Origin of the sequence: Aeromonas sp. ASNIH1, from assembly GCF_002934285.1 — a bacterium.
GTDB lineage: Bacteria > Pseudomonadota > Gammaproteobacteria > Enterobacterales > Aeromonadaceae > Aeromonas > Aeromonas caviae.
The window spans coordinates 4,303,094-4,318,432 of record NZ_CP026228.1 but is presented as its reverse complement, the minus strand read 5'-3'; the positions used below and the strand labels follow the sequence as shown (position 1 = coordinate 4,318,432).

The following is a 15,339-nucleotide window of genomic DNA, read 5'->3' as shown; positions in this document are numbered from 1 at the left end:
GGCCTGCCAGGCCATGGCAGACACGCCACCACGGGGGCGCACTATATGCTGGCGAGGGGCGGGATGACGACTCTTTTTGCACCTTTCGGCGCCTTGGGATGATGAAGGGGTCGTTAATGGCGACCATGGCGATAAAAACGGCGCCCGGCAGGGAAGATGGTCCGCTGCATTATCGCCGTTTTGCCCCGCGTCATCCTCCCATCATTCGCGCGGTCTGAATGGCCTTGATCAGCGCGACCCGGTTGATGCGTGGGCGCTCCTCGTCCAGCAACTGCTGCCAGAGGGCGATGGCCTGGGAGTAGCGGCCGTGCAGGAAGTGATCGGAGGCGAGCAGCATCAGGGCGCTCACCTCACCCTTGTCCTGCTTGAGCGCGCTATCAAGCAGACGCTGCGCCTCCGGGGTGAGCTGCTGGCCCGCCTGGTAGTAGAGCACGGTGGCCTGGGCGGCCTGGGTCGCCGCGCTGGCGCCCCCTTCTTGCAGGGCGAGGCGCTGGTAGGCGAGCAGGGCATTGTCGTACTCGTCCCGATAGAGATAGAGCTGGCCGAGCGCCGCCCAGCCGTCGAGATCGGCGGGGTTGGCTTGCAGACGCTGGTGCAGGGCGCCCAGCTCCTTGTCCTGCAGATCCCGCGGGCTCAATCCCGCCAGCGGATCGGGGCGCGCCTGATACGCCTGCCACGCCTGATAGCGGCCGGTGCCGGCATAAATACCGGCCATCAGCGCCAGCAGCAAGGCCCCAAACAGCATCCAGGAGCGCAGCCAGGGCAGCGGACGGGCGGTGCGGTCCTTGGCCAGCCGCTCGCGCAGGGCCTGCTCGGCGGTTGGGGTGGCGTTGGCGAGGCGGGCCAGCTCCAGCTCCCGGTAGAGGCGGCTGTGGGGGGCAAGCCCCGCCTGCTGCTCGGCCATGATCAGCCGGTTCAGTTCGGCCCTGGGGTCGTGGGCGAGCACCCCCTCGGCTCTGTCGCCGACAAGCGGCACCCGCGCCGGTTGCCGGCGATGCAGGCTCCTGCGCAGGCGATTGAGTGCCAGCAACAGCAAGAGGGCGGGGCCGCCCCACAGCAGCGCCGTGCTGCGCTTGAAGGGGGGATCGTAGCGCACGAAATCGCCGAAGCGCTCCGTCATGCGGGCGATCACCTGCTCATCAGACTGCCCCTCGTCCACCCAGCGGTAGACCTCGAGCCGCAGATCCCGGGCGATGGGGGAGTTGGACTCCACCAGGTTCTGGTTCTGACACTGGGGGCAGCGCAGGGCGCGGGCCAGCTCCTGAGCGCGGGTCTGCCGCTCGGGGTGGCGAAACTCATAGGTGTCGACCCCGCTGGCAAGGGCCCCAAGGCTCAAGGCCAGCAAGAGTGGCGCTATCAGGGCGTGGCCGAGGCGGCTCATGGTTTGCTCTCCTGCACTTGTCTCTCTACTTCTCTCTCCGCTTCTCTTTCCACTTCGGGCTGGCTAGCGATGTTGCTGCGGGCCTTTGCAAGCTGGGGGGCAAACTGGCGTTGCCAGACTTCCCGGGTGAGCTCACCCGTGTGGCGGGTCAGCAGGGTGCCGTCACTGGCGAAGAGATAGGTTTCCGGCGTGCCGTAGACGCCGAGCTCCAGCGCGAGTCGGCCGTCGGGGTCGGCCAGCACGGCGCGATAGGGGTTGCCCGCCTCGGTGAGCCAGGCGCGGGCGGCATCTCCCTTGTCCCGGTAGTTGAGGCCATAGAGGGGCACGGCGCTGGCCAGATCACCCAGCAGCGGATGTTCGGTGCGGCAGTTGGGGCACCAGCTGGCCCAGACGTTGAGCACGAAGGGCTCCCCCTTGAGCGCCGCGGTGTGGATGGGGACGCCGCCAAACAGATCGTCACTCTGCCAGGCTGGCAGAGTGCGCCCTGCGACGGCCTCATCCTGGCTGTAGGGGTTGTTGCCAAGGCCGAGCCAGAGCAGGGCGCCGAGCCCCAGGGTGAGCACGAGCGGCACGAACAGGCGCAAACGGGCGTTCATAAGGACTCCTGTTCAAGCCGAGGGTAGGGGGCGGTCGCTGACGCAGGATGGCTAGCCAGCAGCGGTCGGCGGGCGAGCAGACGCAGGGCGCCGCCCGTCATCATCAACAGGCCGCCGAGCCAGATCCAGCGCACCAGCGGCTTATGGTGCAGCCGCATGGCATAGGCGCCGGGTCCCATCTTCTCGCCAAGCACCACGTAGAGATCGCCGAGCATTCCCCATTTGATCCCGGGTTCGTTCATGTTCATGGTGCGCACGCTGTAGTGACGCCGCTCCGGGGTCAGCCGCGCAACCTCTTTACCGTCCTTGTGCACGCTAAGCGTGATGCGCTCGGCGGTGTAGTTGGGGCCGATGAGCGGCTCGCTCCCCTCGTAGCGAAACGCGAAGGCGCCGAGCCGATAGGGTTGGCCTGCGGCGAGTACCGCGCCCCCCTCCTGACTGTGGTGACTCACCTGCGCAATGCCGAGGGCGCACACTGCCACCCCGAGGTGGGCCAGCAGGCTGCCGAACCGATTGAGGGTGAGCTCGCGCAGGGCGATCGGTTGCAAGAGCGGGAGCAGCAGGCTGGCCATCAGCCAGAGGCTCAGCACGTTGGCCGCAAGCCCCAGCCAGCTTGCCCGCAGCGGTTCGGGATAGGCGAGGCTCAGCAAGGTGCCCCCCAGCAGGCCGAACAGGCATGGGAGCAGCACCGTGATGCGGCGCTGGGCTGCCAGATGTTGCCAGCGCAGGCGCGGCAGCTGGGTCATCAGCGCCATCAGGCAGAGGGCCAGCGGCACGAAGATGGTATTGAAATAGGGGGCGCCCACCGAGAGCGAGCCCAGATGGAGCGACTGGAACACCATGGGGTAGAAGGTGCCGAGCAGCACGCTGGCGCAGGCCACGCAAAGCAGCAGGATGGCGGCGCCGAGCAGCCCCTCTTTTGACAGCAAGCCAAAGCGGGCATAGGGAGCGCGAATGTCCGCCCGCAGGGCAAAAAGGGTGAGGGCGCAGGTCAATAGCAAACCGAGCAGCAACAAGAGGGTGAGGCCGCGGCTGGGGTCCACCGCAAAGGCGTGTACCGAGGTGAGCACCCCGGAGCGCACCACGAAGGTACCGAGCAGGCTCAGCGAAAAGGTAAAGATGGAGAGCAGCAACACGGCGTGGCCGTAAGCGCCGCGCTTCTCGCACACCACCAGGGCGTGCAGCAGGGCGGTGCCGAGCAGCCAGGGCAAGAGGGAGGCATTTTCCACCGGATCCCAGAACCACCAGCCGCCCCAGCCGAGCTCGTAATAGGCCCACCAGGAGCCCAGCACGATGCCGGCGGTGAGAAAGACCCAGGAGCCGAGCGCCCAGGGGCGGCTCCAGTGGGCCACGGCGCCATCGAGCCGACCCGAGTGCAGCGCCGCCATGGCGAAGGCGAAGTTGACCGCAAAACCGACATAACCGAGATAGAGCAGGGGCGGGTGGATGATGAGGCCGATGTCCTGCAGCATGGGGTTGAGATCGCGCCCCTCCAGCGGCCCCGGGAACTGGCGGTCAAACGGGCTGGAGAAGATCAGGGTATAGAGGCCGAACAGCCCGACGATCAGCCCCATGATGGCCAGTACCCGGGTTGTGATCAGCGGATCGACCCGTTTGGAGCAAAGGGCCACCAGCGCGCCCCACAGCCCCAGCGCAAAGACGAAAAAGAGCATGGAGCCCTCGTGGCCTCCCCACACGGCCGCCAGCTTGAAGCCAAGGGGCAGGGCGCTGTTGGCGTGCTGGGCCACATAGACCAGGGTGAAGTCATCCTGGCCAAAACAGCTGGCGAGCAGCAGCAGGGCGGCCACCAACAGGAGCGCGACCAGGATGGCCAGCGGCTTTGCGCAGCCCAGCAGCGGGCGTGAGGCGAGCCGCAGCCCCAGCCAGGGCAGCAGCCCTTGCAGCAGGGCGAGCCCGGTCGCCAGCAACAGTGAGAGATAGCCGAGCTCCGCCAGCACACAACCTCCAGTCAATCATTCGTCTATGTTATGCCGCAGCGTCTGCACCGTACCGGCGCTGGGGGATAACATCCACATTTCTGGCAACAATCAATCGCAACAACTCATTGCAACAAATAAGCGCCAGTCACCCGAGGGTGGCTGGCGCTGGTGATCATACCTTTAAACTACCGTCATCTGGCCGGCATAGAGCACGAAGTAGCGCAGCAGCAGGATCCCCACCAGGGTCAGGCTGCAGACCAGCACCAGATAGCCGTTTCTGGCCCGCAGCGGCGCGGGGGCCAGCAGGGCCAGCAACTGGGGCAGCAGCATGCCGATGCCCACCACCCCGAGCCAGAACACCTGAGCCCAGAAGCCGCTGCCGATGGCGGCCCACATGGCTGCCTCCTTCTGGCCGCCACCGAAGTAGAGGCCGGTAAAGAAGCAGACCAGCAGCAACACCTCCACCGCCAGCACCGGCCGCTCGAAGCGGTGGACAAAGCTCACTCCCTGGCTGTGATGGTTCTCCTTGAACAGGGTGACCGCCAGCAAGATGGTGGAGGCGATGCCGGAGCTGACGCCGGAGATGAGGAACAGCACCGGCAGCACCGGGTTGTTCAACAGCGGATAGGTCTTGAGCGCGGAGAGCAGAAAGCCGGTGTAGGCCCCCAAGAGCACGGCAAGCAGCAGCAAGAGCGGCGCCAGCAGCCGCTCGATGCGGGCAAGCCAAGCGATGAGATTATCCACAAAGGCGAACTTCTCTTGCAGCAGGTGACTGCGCAAGGTCTCGATCTCGGCCCGAAACACCACTGCCAGCCAGGCGAACAGCACCGCCATGTAGACCTGGAACAGCATGACCCCCATCGACATCACGGAGTCGAACTGGTAGTGGAACATCAGCTTCCAGAAGGTCCAGGGGCGGGCCAGGTGGAAGATGAGGATCAGTAACCCCAGCACCACGCTCACCGGCGCCAGAATGGCAGTCGCCTTGATGATGCCGCTCTCGCTGCCGGCTCCCTTGCGGCGCAGCAGCACCGAGAGGGTGGTGGCCCCGGCGGAGATGCCGAGCAGGAACAGGTAGATGGCTATGGGCCAGTCCCACACCAGCGAGGGGAAGTGAAATGCATCATGCAACATGATCCATTCCTCCTTCTGTTACTGCGGTAGATGGCGATCGGACAAATCCCCACACAAGGGAAGGGAAGTGAAATGCCTCTTGCATCGTCATGACTTTATCTCCCCTTTGGGCACGCGGTACATCTTGGGCGAAGTGCCGAGTGCCTGCTTGTAGCGATAGGTGGTCTCCTTTACCAGCCGTTTGGCGATGGGGCTGTCCGGGTCATCCAGATTGCCGAACACCAGCGCCTTGGTGGGGCAGGATTCCACGCACGCCGGCTCCTTGCCCGCCGCCAGGTTGGTCTTGCGGCAAAAGTCGCACTTGTCGGCCACCTTGGTCACAGGGTTGATAAAGCGCACCTGATAGGGGCAGGCAGCCAGACAGTACATGCAGCCAACGCAGAGATCCGGGTTGACGTCGACGATGCCATCCTCCTTGCGGATATGGGAGGCACCGGTGGGGCAGACGTGCACGCAGGGGGCGTTGTCGCAGTGCTGGCAGGACTTGCGAAAGAAGTGGTACTCGGCATCGGGGAAGGTGCCGATGGGGCCGGAGCGGATGATCTCGAGGCGCGAGACCCCCTCTGGCACCTGATTCACCTCCCGGCAGGCATCCATGCAGGCGGTACAGCCGATGCAGGCCGTCTCGTCGTGGAGCATGCCAAAGCGGACCCCGTCGATGGTCTGGCTGTGGGCGAGGGGGGTAGCAAGGGAGCGAGTCGGCCCTGTCATCATGATGAGGGCCCCCGCGCTCATCCCCGCCATGAAGTGACGGCGAGAGCAGCTCATGGTACCTCCTTGCCCGAGGTGGTGTTCGCCTTGGCCGCCTTGACGGCCTCATGCTGCTTGCTGTGGCAGTCGACGCAGAGCTTGATGCGAGACTTCTCCGGAATAGCCACCATGGGCTCCTTGGCCGGGTGCAGCTGGTGGCAGCTGGTGCAGGTGAGCTTGGTGGCGTGCACGTCGTGGGCCCAGAGCGCCTCGCGCAGCACTTTGGGCTCGTGACAGCTCATGCAGACCCCGTTCTGCTCGGCGATGGGGTAGCGCTCGGTACTCTGTTTGTCATTGAAGCTGTCGCTAAAGCGCATCACGTCCTTGACCCCTTCCCGGTGTTGGGGGGAGGGTTGACCGTGGCAGTTGGTGCAGGTTACCGGCGCCAGGTTGTTGGGGTTGGTCGCCTGGCCGTGCTTGCCGTGCATGCCTTCGACCTGCTCCTTGTGGCAGTCGGTGCAGGCCTTGTCGGCACTGCGCAGAAATTCCACTTCATGTGTAGTCGGTGCCGGGGCGGTTGCCGCATCGGCCGCCTGGCCCTGCAGGCTGGTCAGCAGCATGGCTGCCATCAGCATCAGTCGTAAGAAATCCATTGTTAAATCACCCATAGGAAGCCTCCATCCGGCTGCGGGCCCGACACTGCGGGCCCGCATGCCTCGTCATTGTGCGAGCCGTCCGGCCGCTTTGGCCTCGGCATCCCAGGCGGGGACTGTGGTCTTGAGGAACTGGGCCTTGTCGCTGTTCATCTGCTTCATGTCCATCCCAAGAGCGGCCTGGGCCTTCTCCTTGCTGGAGATGTCAGGAATGGCGATCTCGTGGCTGATCCCCTTGGCGGCCAGCAGGCGTGCCAGCTTGGTGCGGGCGTCGGCGGCCTTGTCCAGGGCGGTTCCCAGCATGCGCAGCGCCACTTCCGGGGCGTGCATCTGCACCCCGTGGGAGGCGATGGAGAAGTCCCAGCGCCATTGGGCGTGACGGATATCCTGCAGAATGTCCTTCATCTCGGCCTCGGTGGCACCGGCATCCCAGGCGGCCTTGGCTTCAAAGTGGGCGTGCACCAGCTGCTTCTCGACTTTGAGCTTGATTTCGGTGACGGCGTCCTTGCGCTGCTTGACCACCCCTTGCAGCATCTCCTTGCTCTGGGTGTGGCAGTTGCGGCAGGTCTGGTCGAAGCGATCGAAGGGGTTGCCTACCTTGTGGTCGGTGTAGACCTTGCCTTGCTCGTTCTGCACCTTGGGCATGTGGCAGTCGACGCAGGCGACGTTGTTCTGGCCGTGAATGCCGGCGCGCCAGGTCTCGTACTCCGGATGCTGGGCTTTGAGCATGGGGGTCTTGGAGAGGGCATGGGTCCAGTCGGCAAAGCCAATCTCGTCGTAATACTCTTCCATCTGCTCAACAGTCGTACCCTTGTCCCAGGGGAATTTCACCGCCTTGGTGGGGCCGCTGAAGTAGTACTCCACGTGGCACTGGCCGCACACCTGAGACTGCTGATCGAAGCGTCCCTGCTCCTTGAACGGCTTGCCGATGGCGGTCATGGCCCGGTCGGCATAGGGACGGGAGAGGTGTAGGGCGGGTTTCCCTTCCTTGAACTCTTTCGAGGCGGTGTCGTGGCAGTCGGCGCAGCCGATGGTGTTGACGATCTCCGGTCCGCCTTTTGCCCACATGCCCTTGAAGTAGCCATCCTCACCCTTCTCGTCGATGACGCGGGCCACGTCCGGGCCTTTGCAGCTCCAGCAGGCCATGGGCAGCGGACCGTCTTCGGCAGTCTTGGGGGCGCCGGTACGCAGGGTTTCCCGCACGTCGGTCAGCGCATAGAAGTGGCCGCGCGGCTTGTTGTAATCCTTGGAGAAGGGGTAGCCGGCCCAGAGCACCACCATCTGCGGATCTTCCGCCAGGGCGTCGGTGCGCTCGCGGCTCTCGCTGGTGCCTTTCCAGCTGGTGAACTGATCGGTGTGATCCTTGGCGAACAGCTCGCTGCGCGCCTCGATCTTGCCCTTGCTTTGTGCCTCGTCGGCCGCCTGTGCCAGACTGCCAGCGCCCAGCAGGGCGGTCAGCAGCAGGGCTGCCAGCCCTGGTCGAAATAGCTTGTCATATGAACCCACGGTCATCACTCCCAGATAAAAGTCCATGTCGGGCCTGACCGTTCCATCTTGGTGTGGACATCTGTGCTCATCATCGACGGGCATGGCAGGCCGATCCATTGTTATGGCTGCATATAAATCGGTGTTTATGCAATTGCTCGGGGGGATAATACCAAATGGGTAAAATGGATAATTATTTATCCCCGTGGGAGTTGCGCTAGATCAATTGAGGGGGGGGAGGGATGCCAAAAGTGCGATCCAGGTGGAATTATTGAACCTCATCCGAGGGTTATTTCCACCCGTTCTCTTTTGATGAAAATAGGTAAAATCGATGTTCATCATGTTGGCGAGGAGGGCTGGGCGAGAGGCGGCGGAGAGATACACCGCATGCAGAGAGAGAATAAACTGTTGATATTGAATTTAAATTCAATATTAAGCTTGCGAAGGGGTGAGGGGGAGGCTTCGGTTTTCCATCACCATGGTCCCTGTCAAGGGACTTTGTGACAGAAGCTGTCGTAGAAATGGGTGCCAAGAGAGCCATCTGTTTTCATGAAAGGGAAAATAAGGGCTTTATTCCAGCATATTCGCGGCTTGATAGCGTCTTATTGAATTTAATAGGACGGTTGGCGGCATTTAATTTCGATATTTTCGAAAATGACGAAGGGTTATAGGGGGTTATTGACGGTAAAATAGCCGCCTGTCACGGCAATGCTGATCAGTTAAGGATCCATTGACCGATCCTTCTGCTGTAGGACAATCCGGAACCAATCACTAGTTCCGGATTTTTTATGTCTATTGCAAACGATCTGAACGATGTTGTTGAGGCATCTGGCGACATGCTGGCTCGGCTGGCCATTTTTGCCGACCATATTCCCGACGAATGGATTACTGCCGCTGCCGCCTTGTCTGAAAAGGCCACTATCCGCCGACGCCGCTTACCTTCTGATATGGTCTTGTGGCTCGTCGTGGGGATGGCCTTTTTCCGCAATGAGCCCATCTCCGAGGTCGCTCGGCGCCTCAACATCTGTGCAGAAGGGTTGGCCAATGATGCCTTGCTCGCGGACAGTGCCCTGTCTCAGGCCCGTCAGCGACTCGGCAAACAGCCGCTCGAGTGGCTGTTCAAACAGTGCGCCGATGTGTGGGGGCGGGAACGTTATCCTGAAGACCATTGGCACGGTTTACAGGTCTTTGCCATCGATGGGGCCCTGTTCCGAACCCAGGATATGCCTGAACTCAGAGCACATTTCGGCTCGGGTAACACCTCAACCAACCGGCAGACACTCTACCCGATGCTGCGGTTGGTCACGCTCATGAATGTCCGCTCGCATGTCATTGCCAACGCGGCCATCAGCCCGTACCGCAAAGGGGAAATCCCCCTGGCCAGCGAGTTCATTCACTCATTGCCGGACAAGTCAGTGACCCTGCTGGATAAAGGCTTCTTCGGTGCCGACCTGTTGCTGCGTATTCAGGCCGAAGACACCGACCGTCACTGGCTCATCCCGGAACGCAAGGGGCTGGTATACACGGAACTTGAGCGCTATGGCGACGGTGACCGTCTGTTGCAAATGACGGTCTCGCCTCAGGCTCGCAAGAAAAACCCGGCGTTGCCGACACACTGGCAAGTTCGCGCAGTGACCTATGAGGTGGCAGGCAAGGAGAAAACGGTCTTTACCTCCCTGCCCGTGGCGCGATTCAGTGCAGCTCAGGTGGCGACCCTGTACCACGAGCGCTGGGAAATCGAGCTGGGATACCGGGATATCAAAAGCGCGATGCAGCACAACGCCATCACGCTGAGAAGCAAGAAAGTGAACTTGGTCTATCAGGAGCTGTGGGGATTGCTGCTTGGATACAATCTGGTCAGGCGGGAGGCCAGCCAGGCCGCCGTAGCCCATCAGCGAGCGCCCAATGAGGTGAGCTTTAAGTTTGCCTGTCAGTTCATCGCGAACCAGATGGCAGTGATGGCGGGCGCGTTATCGCCAGCCCATACGCCACGGAGGTTGGCGGAGTTGCGGGGCTGCATAGGCGTCATGTTCATAGAAAAACGCCCCAGGCCATCGAGACCCAGGGCGGTGAAGATATCAAAGACCCGTTTTCCGGTAAATCGCAATGCGGCTCCGCTTAAGTGAACAGCATTGCGGTGGTGACCGGCAAGGAGACGGCCCTCGGCGATCCGCTGGAGGTGATTGTCAACGTGAACCCGCTGGCGGACGACGCCAAGCTGACGGTGCGCGAGATCCAGGGCAAGGAAGATACCCTGATCGATCTGGGCAGCAAGATTGGGCTCGCCCATCTGGGAGACACCACGGATGGCTCCGAGCAGCTGTTCGTGCGCATCAGCGGCCTGCCCGCCGGTGCCACCCTGCTGCTGGGCGGGGTGGCGGTCACTCTGGATGCCAACGGCTACTACGAGGTGCCCTATGACCGCATCAATGACCTCAAGCTGCTGCCGCCCAAAAACAGCAACGTCGATTTCGATCTCACCATCAAGGGGGTGGTGAAGGACACCGCCATCCTGACCGATGCCAGCGGCCAGACCCACACCGTGGTGAACGAGAAGGAGACCGGCAGCCAGAGCCTGCACGTGGATCTGGTGGGGGTAGTGGATGAACCCCATTTCGATCTCAATACCACCGACTGGACCCAGGATGGCAACGGCTACAGCATCACCATCCAGGAGGATGGCCGGGCACCGCTGGACTTCAAGCTCACCTCGGGGGAGTGGACGGATACCCCGCTCGATCACTCGGAAACCCTGAACCTGGTGCTGGAAGGGCTGCCGGAAGGGGCCAGGGTATTCGACGGCAATGGCAAGGAGCTGACCCTCACCTTCGCCGGGCTCGATGGCAAGGGCAATCCCCTCTACCAGGTGGATGTGACCAGCCTCGGCAACCTGCAGATCCAGCCGCCCCTCAACAGCACCGCCGATCTGCACCTGGTCGGACACGTGGTGGTGACCGAGAACGACGGCGATCACAAGAGCTTCGACGTGCCCCTCACCATCAAGGTGGAGCCGGCCATCGACGCCACCGACTATGCCAAGACCAGCCATGGCCTGGAGGATCAGTTCACCGTCCTCGACTGGCAGCCTGACCAGACCGACGGCGCCGAGAAGGTGACCCACCTCAGCCTTTCCGGTATCGAACCCGGGTATGAAGTCTGGATCCGCGTGGGTGGGGTCGAGACCCAGCTGACCGTGAGCGGCGGCGCTGTGGACTTGAGCGACGCCGAGCTGCAAAGCCTGCTCGGCGGTGGCCAGCTGCTGGTGAAAGGGCCCGAGGACAGCGACAGGGACACCACCCTCCAGAGCCATGTCACGGTGACACAAGTGGATGTGGACTCCAGCGCCACTGCCCAGAAGGTGATCGACGGCACCCTGCATGTGGATATCCAGGCGGTGGTGGAGCCCGATGGCAACCTGGTGCAGACCGGTCAGCTGGAGAGCCCGGACGGGCACGACATCCCGCTGGACGGCGTCTTCGTGTTCGAGGATCTGGACCCCAGCAGCGATGAGGTTATCGACTACCTGGTGATCAGCGATCTGCCCCCCGGCTTCGTGGTGGTGGGCGGCATCAACGATGGCAAGGGCAACTGGACGGTGCCCCACGACGCCCTCGGCAGTTATGCCCTGCGCTCGCCGGATGGCTTCACCGGCACCGTCACCTTCAAGGTGAGCGCCAGGGTGGTCGACCTTGGTGACAACAACGAGGGGGATGTGAGCGCCCCGGCCTATCGGGAGATCACCGCCAGCGCCGACTTCCATGGCGCGACCCACTCGGGTCAGGTGGCCGCCGATGTCGATTTTGATAACAGTACCCCCATCACCGGGGTGGAGGATCACGGCGTCAACTTCGGCAGCCAGCTCAAGCAGATGGTGACCCTGGGCACGGCGGACAGCGGGGACGACGAGCTCAGCATCGTCATCACTGGTCTTCCTCCGGGCGTCAACGTACAGGGGCTCACCTATGACTTCGTCAACGGCGAGTACCTCATCAAGTTGCCGGGTGGCCTCTATGATCTCGACCGCCTGACCCTGACCCTGCCGCAAGACTATGCCGGTGACGGCCTGCACTTCAATGTGCGCCTGGTCAACACCGACACCGTGAGCGGTGACACCAAAATGGTGGAGAAGGATGTCACTCTCTCCATCACCCCGGAGGTGGACATCAACGGCGGGGCGGACGGCCTGCCGGAGCTGCAACTGAACGTGAAGGACGTAAACGGCGACGGCCAGCCTGACAACCTGGAAGACACCGACATTCATCTCGATCTCTCGGTCAAGCTCGCCGACATCAGCCCCTCGGTGGCCGATGGCGGTTTCGAGACCGTGGAGCAGGTGGTCGTGACCGTGGATCCCCAATATGGTCACTTCCTCGACAAGAACGGCCAGCCGGTCTCCACCCTCACGGTGAACGACCCGGCGGATCTGAAGGATCTGGTGTTCGTGCCCAAAGAACACTTCAGCGGTAAGGTGCCGCTGGCGGTGACGGTGGATATTCTCGATACCGCCACCACGGGCAAGGATCGGGGGAGCTGGAGCGGCAACGTGAGCTTCGAGGTGCTGCCGGTGAACGATCCGGCCAACCTCACGGTCCAGAACGTCACGGGCCAGGAAGATGGCAGCGTGAGCCTGGGGGGGCTGGGGGCCAGCCTCATCGACAACGATGGCTCCGAGCAGATCGTCGGGCTGCAGATCAAGGGGGTGCCGGATGGCTTCACCCTGTCCGCCCCGGCGGTCAACATCGGCGGTGGGGTGTGGCAGGTGCCTGTGGGCACCGACTTCTCCAAGCTGACCCTGATCCCGCCTGCGGACTTCAGCGGCACCGTGGATCTGACCCTGAGCGCCTTCACCCTGGACAAGGGGCTGACCCTGCCCCTTGAAACCAGTGCGGGCTTCACCGTCACCGTCAATCCGGTGGGGGATGCGGTCATCACTGACATGCAGGAGCAGGCGAGCGGCACCGAAGGGGATGTGATCACCCTGAACCTGGGGGTGGAGACCCGGGATACCCAGGCCACCGGCGGCAATGCTGGCAATGTGCACGAGAACGGGCCCGAGCAGGTGCGCGTCACCCTGGAAGGGGTGCCGGACGGGGCAGAAATCCGCCTGCCGAGCGGGGTGAGCGGCACCGTAGTGGATCTCGGCGTTGGCCGCTGGCAGGTCACCACGGACGGCGGCAAGCTCGACGCGGTGGAGCTCGTGACCAACGACGCCAACGGCGCCATGGCGATCAAGGTGACGGCCCAGAGCCTGGACAACGGCGCCCTCGGCCCCGAAGTGAACGGCACCATCCATCTCGATGTGAGCCCGGTAAACGACGCCCCCGTCACGTGCTGCCCGATGATCCCCAGGTGGCACAGGAGGACGAGCCGTTCGTCATCCAGGGTCTGCAGGTCAAGGACGTGGATGCGGGCAACGGCATCATGGAAGTGCGCCTCTCGGTGGAGCACGGCACCCTGACCCTGCCGGCCGGGAGCGGCGTGACCCTGACCGGCAACGGTACCGGCGATGTGGTGCTGACCGGCACGCTGGCGGATCTCAATGCCCTGCTCTCGGGCGGCGTCACCTATCAGGGCGACCCGGACTTCCATGGCAATGACGCCTTGACCATGGTGACGGACGATAGGGGCAATACCGGCAGCGGTGGCGCCCTGAGTGACACCGATGTGCTGCCCATCCTGGTACAACCGGTCAACGATGCCCCCGTCAACCAGCTGCCAACGACGCCCCAGGTGGCGCAGGAAGATCAGCCCTTCACCATTCACGGGCTGCAGGTGAGCGATGTGGATGCGGGCAACAGCCCCCTCTCCGTGCTGCACGGTACCCTGGAACTGGCGGCGGGCAGTGGCGTGACGGTGAGCGGCAGCGGCAGCAACACCCTGGTGCTGAGCGGTTCCCAGGATGCCATCAATGCCTTGCTCGCAGGGGGCGTGACCTATCAGGGCGAGCAGGACTTCAATGGCCAGGATGCCCTGACCATGGTGACCAATGATCTTGGCAACACCGGCAGCGGTGGTCCCCTGAGCGATACCGACGTGCTGCCCATCGAGGTCGAGCCGGTCAACGATGCCCCTGTCACTCAGGTGCCGGGCTCATTGCAGGTGAAAGAGGATGGCTCCCTGTCGCTCACCGGGATCAGCGTGAAGGACGTGGATGCGGGCAGCGCCCCCATCTCCATGGTGCTGCGGGTGGAGCACGGTGTGCTGACCCTGCTGGGGGCGGCAGGCGCCGTCTCGGTGCAGGGGGCGGGGACCAGCGTGGTGACCCTGGTCGGGTCGCTCGATGATCTCAACGGCCTGCTGGCAGGCAACCTGCACTACGAGCCAGCCAGGGACTTCTGGGGTCTGGACAACCTGAGCATCACCACCTCGGATCAGGGCAATACCGGTGCCGGTGGCGTCCTGACCGACAGCGCCCAGATTGCCATCCAGGTGACGGCCGAGCCGGACGATCCCCAACTGGGGGTCGGCACCCACGATATCCTTGCGTTGCAAGGGGCCTGGGTGCCGCTCAACCTCAGCGCCAGCGTGGTCAATCCGGCCCCGGGTGAGCTGTCGGTGCGGATCCAGAACCTCGGCAGCGCCCAGGTGGTGGACGAGCACGGCCAGAGCGTCGGCCACGCGGATGGCAACGACTGGTTGCTGCCGATGGACCAGTCCGTGCCCATCTACCTCAAGGATCTGCCGGCGGGGGATCATGCCCTCACCCTGAGTGCCGAATCCAGCCTGGGTGGCAGCACCCTGAGCTCGGCCACGGAGACCATCACCATCCACAGCCAGAGCGGTCACGATCTGCTGGGCTCGGATCAGGGGGACTGGCTGTTCGGCTCCTCCGGCAATGATCGCCTCCTGGGCGGCATGGGAGATGATGTGCTGCGGGGCGGTCAGGGCAACGACATCCTGACCGGTGGCGCCGGCAGCGATCTCTTCGTGTGGGGCAGTGGTGACGAGGGGACGACGGCCTCTCCGGCGATAGACACCATCACCGACTTCCGTCCCCAGGAGGGGGACAGGATCGATCTGGCGGACCTGCTCAAGGGGGTGACCGACAACAGCGTGGATGGCCTGCTGGGTCATCTCCAGGCATCGGTGACCAGCACCGGCAATGGCCTGAGTGACGTGAGCCTGTCGGTCTCCCCGGCGGGGGATGGCAATGTCACCCAGCAGATCACCCTGAAGGACGTGGATCTGAGTGGCTGGAACCTGAGCGGCTCCTCCTCTCACGACATCCTGCAATCCATGCTGGATCAGCACAGCCTGATCATCCAGCACCCCTGATGGGGTGAGATGATGCAAAGAGCCGGCGAATGCCGGCTCTTTTTTTTGGCTGAATATGCTGGCTTGATGTTTTATGGTGGTGGCAATGGGATGTGGTTTTTAACAGAGTGGGTGTTGTTGCTGCTTTTCACTGTGCTAGCGGTTCAAACAACCAAAATGGTTCGCCGCCCAAGCCTCCCATCGGG

Annotated in this window: 10 protein-coding genes; 3 read left to right on the top strand and 7 right to left on the bottom strand. The window is 63.2% G+C overall.

Annotation, left to right across the window (positions count from 1 at the left end; all coding sequences use genetic code 11):
* Nucleotides 1-190: 190 nt before the first annotated feature.
* From nrfF to nrfA, 7 genes are all read right to left on the bottom strand, one after another.
* Nucleotides 191-1,381, bottom strand: a complete 1,191-nt coding sequence (gene nrfF, locus C2U37_RS20885) for a heme lyase NrfEFG subunit NrfF (protein WP_104452991.1) — start codon at nucleotides 1,379-1,381, stop codon at nucleotides 191-193.
* On the bottom strand, nucleotides 1,378-1,977 hold the full coding sequence (locus C2U37_RS20880) for a DsbE family thiol:disulfide interchange protein (protein WP_104452990.1): 600 nt from the start codon (nucleotides 1,975-1,977) through the stop codon (nucleotides 1,378-1,380). The genes nrfF and C2U37_RS20880 overlap by 4 nt, the downstream gene beginning before the upstream one ends.
* Nucleotides 1,974-3,935, bottom strand: coding sequence for a heme lyase NrfEFG subunit NrfE (gene nrfE, locus C2U37_RS20875; RefSeq protein WP_104452989.1), 1,962 nt, complete (start codon nucleotides 3,933-3,935; stop codon nucleotides 1,974-1,976). Before nrfE ends, C2U37_RS20880 begins: the two co-directional genes overlap by 4 nt.
* A 162-nt stretch (nucleotides 3,936-4,097) precedes the next feature.
* Nucleotides 4,098-5,051 (bottom strand): cytochrome c nitrite reductase subunit NrfD, encoded by a 954-nt coding sequence (gene nrfD, locus C2U37_RS20870; protein ID WP_123059448.1) that lies wholly within the window; start codon nucleotides 5,049-5,051, stop codon nucleotides 4,098-4,100.
* A gap of 87 nt (nucleotides 5,052-5,138) precedes the next feature.
* Complete coding sequence (locus C2U37_RS20865) at nucleotides 5,139-5,819, bottom strand: 4Fe-4S dicluster domain-containing protein (protein WP_039041283.1); 681 nt, start codon at nucleotides 5,817-5,819, stop codon at nucleotides 5,139-5,141.
* Nucleotides 5,816-6,409 (bottom strand): cytochrome c nitrite reductase pentaheme subunit, encoded by a 594-nt coding sequence (gene nrfB / locus C2U37_RS20860; protein ID WP_041211523.1) that lies wholly within the window; start codon nucleotides 6,407-6,409, stop codon nucleotides 5,816-5,818. The genes C2U37_RS20865 and nrfB overlap by 4 nt, the downstream gene beginning before the upstream one ends.
* A 51-nt stretch (nucleotides 6,410-6,460) precedes the next feature.
* Complete coding sequence (nrfA, locus tag C2U37_RS20855; protein ID WP_104453292.1) at nucleotides 6,461-7,906, bottom strand: ammonia-forming nitrite reductase cytochrome c552 subunit; 1,446 nt, start codon at nucleotides 7,904-7,906, stop codon at nucleotides 6,461-6,463.
* Nucleotides 7,907-8,667: 761 nt separating this feature from the next.
* Between nrfA and C2U37_RS20850 the strand changes: the two genes are divergently transcribed.
* Genes C2U37_RS20850 through C2U37_RS25395 form a run of 3 tightly spaced genes read left to right on the top strand, consistent with a single transcriptional unit; the run spans nucleotide 8,668 to nucleotide 15,154 of the window.
* Nucleotides 8,668-10,005: an IS4-like element ISAeme15 family transposase gene (locus C2U37_RS20850; protein ID WP_104452987.1), complete on the top strand. Its 1,338-nt coding sequence runs from the start codon at nucleotides 8,668-8,670 to the stop codon at nucleotides 10,003-10,005.
* Nucleotides 10,002-13,337, top strand: a complete 3,336-nt coding sequence (locus C2U37_RS25400) for a hypothetical protein (RefSeq protein ID WP_442778408.1) — start codon at nucleotides 10,002-10,004, stop codon at nucleotides 13,335-13,337. The genes C2U37_RS20850 and C2U37_RS25400 overlap by 4 nt, the downstream gene beginning before the upstream one ends.
* Nucleotides 13,229-15,154, top strand: a complete 1,926-nt coding sequence (locus C2U37_RS25395; RefSeq protein ID WP_406568516.1) for a type I secretion C-terminal target domain-containing protein — start codon at nucleotides 13,229-13,231, stop codon at nucleotides 15,152-15,154. Before C2U37_RS25400 ends, C2U37_RS25395 begins: the two co-directional genes overlap by 109 nt.
* Nucleotides 15,155-15,339 lie beyond the last annotated feature (185 nt).

Bases quoted from the DNA above. Each gene is read 5' to 3' on its own strand.
- nrfA (WP_104453292.1), bottom strand. From the start codon at position 7,906: ATGACCGTGGGTTCATATGACAAGCTATTTCGACCAGGGCTGGCAGCC.
- nrfF (WP_104452991.1), bottom strand. From the start codon at position 1,381: ATGAGCCGCCTCGGCCACGCCCTGATAGCGCCACTCTTGCTGGCCTTG.
- C2U37_RS20865 (WP_039041283.1), bottom strand. From the start codon at position 5,819: ATGAGCTGCTCTCGCCGTCACTTCATGGCGGGGATGAGCGCGGGGGCC.
- nrfD (WP_123059448.1), bottom strand. From the start codon at position 5,051: ATGTTGCATGATGCATTTCACTTCCCCTCGCTGGTGTGGGACTGGCCC.
- C2U37_RS20880 (WP_104452990.1), bottom strand. From the start codon at position 1,977: ATGAACGCCCGTTTGCGCCTGTTCGTGCCGCTCGTGCTCACCCTGGGG.
- C2U37_RS20850 (WP_104452987.1), top strand. From the start codon at position 8,668: ATGTCTATTGCAAACGATCTGAACGATGTTGTTGAGGCATCTGGCGAC.
- nrfB (WP_041211523.1), bottom strand. From the start codon at position 6,409: ATGGGTGATTTAACAATGGATTTCTTACGACTGATGCTGATGGCAGCC.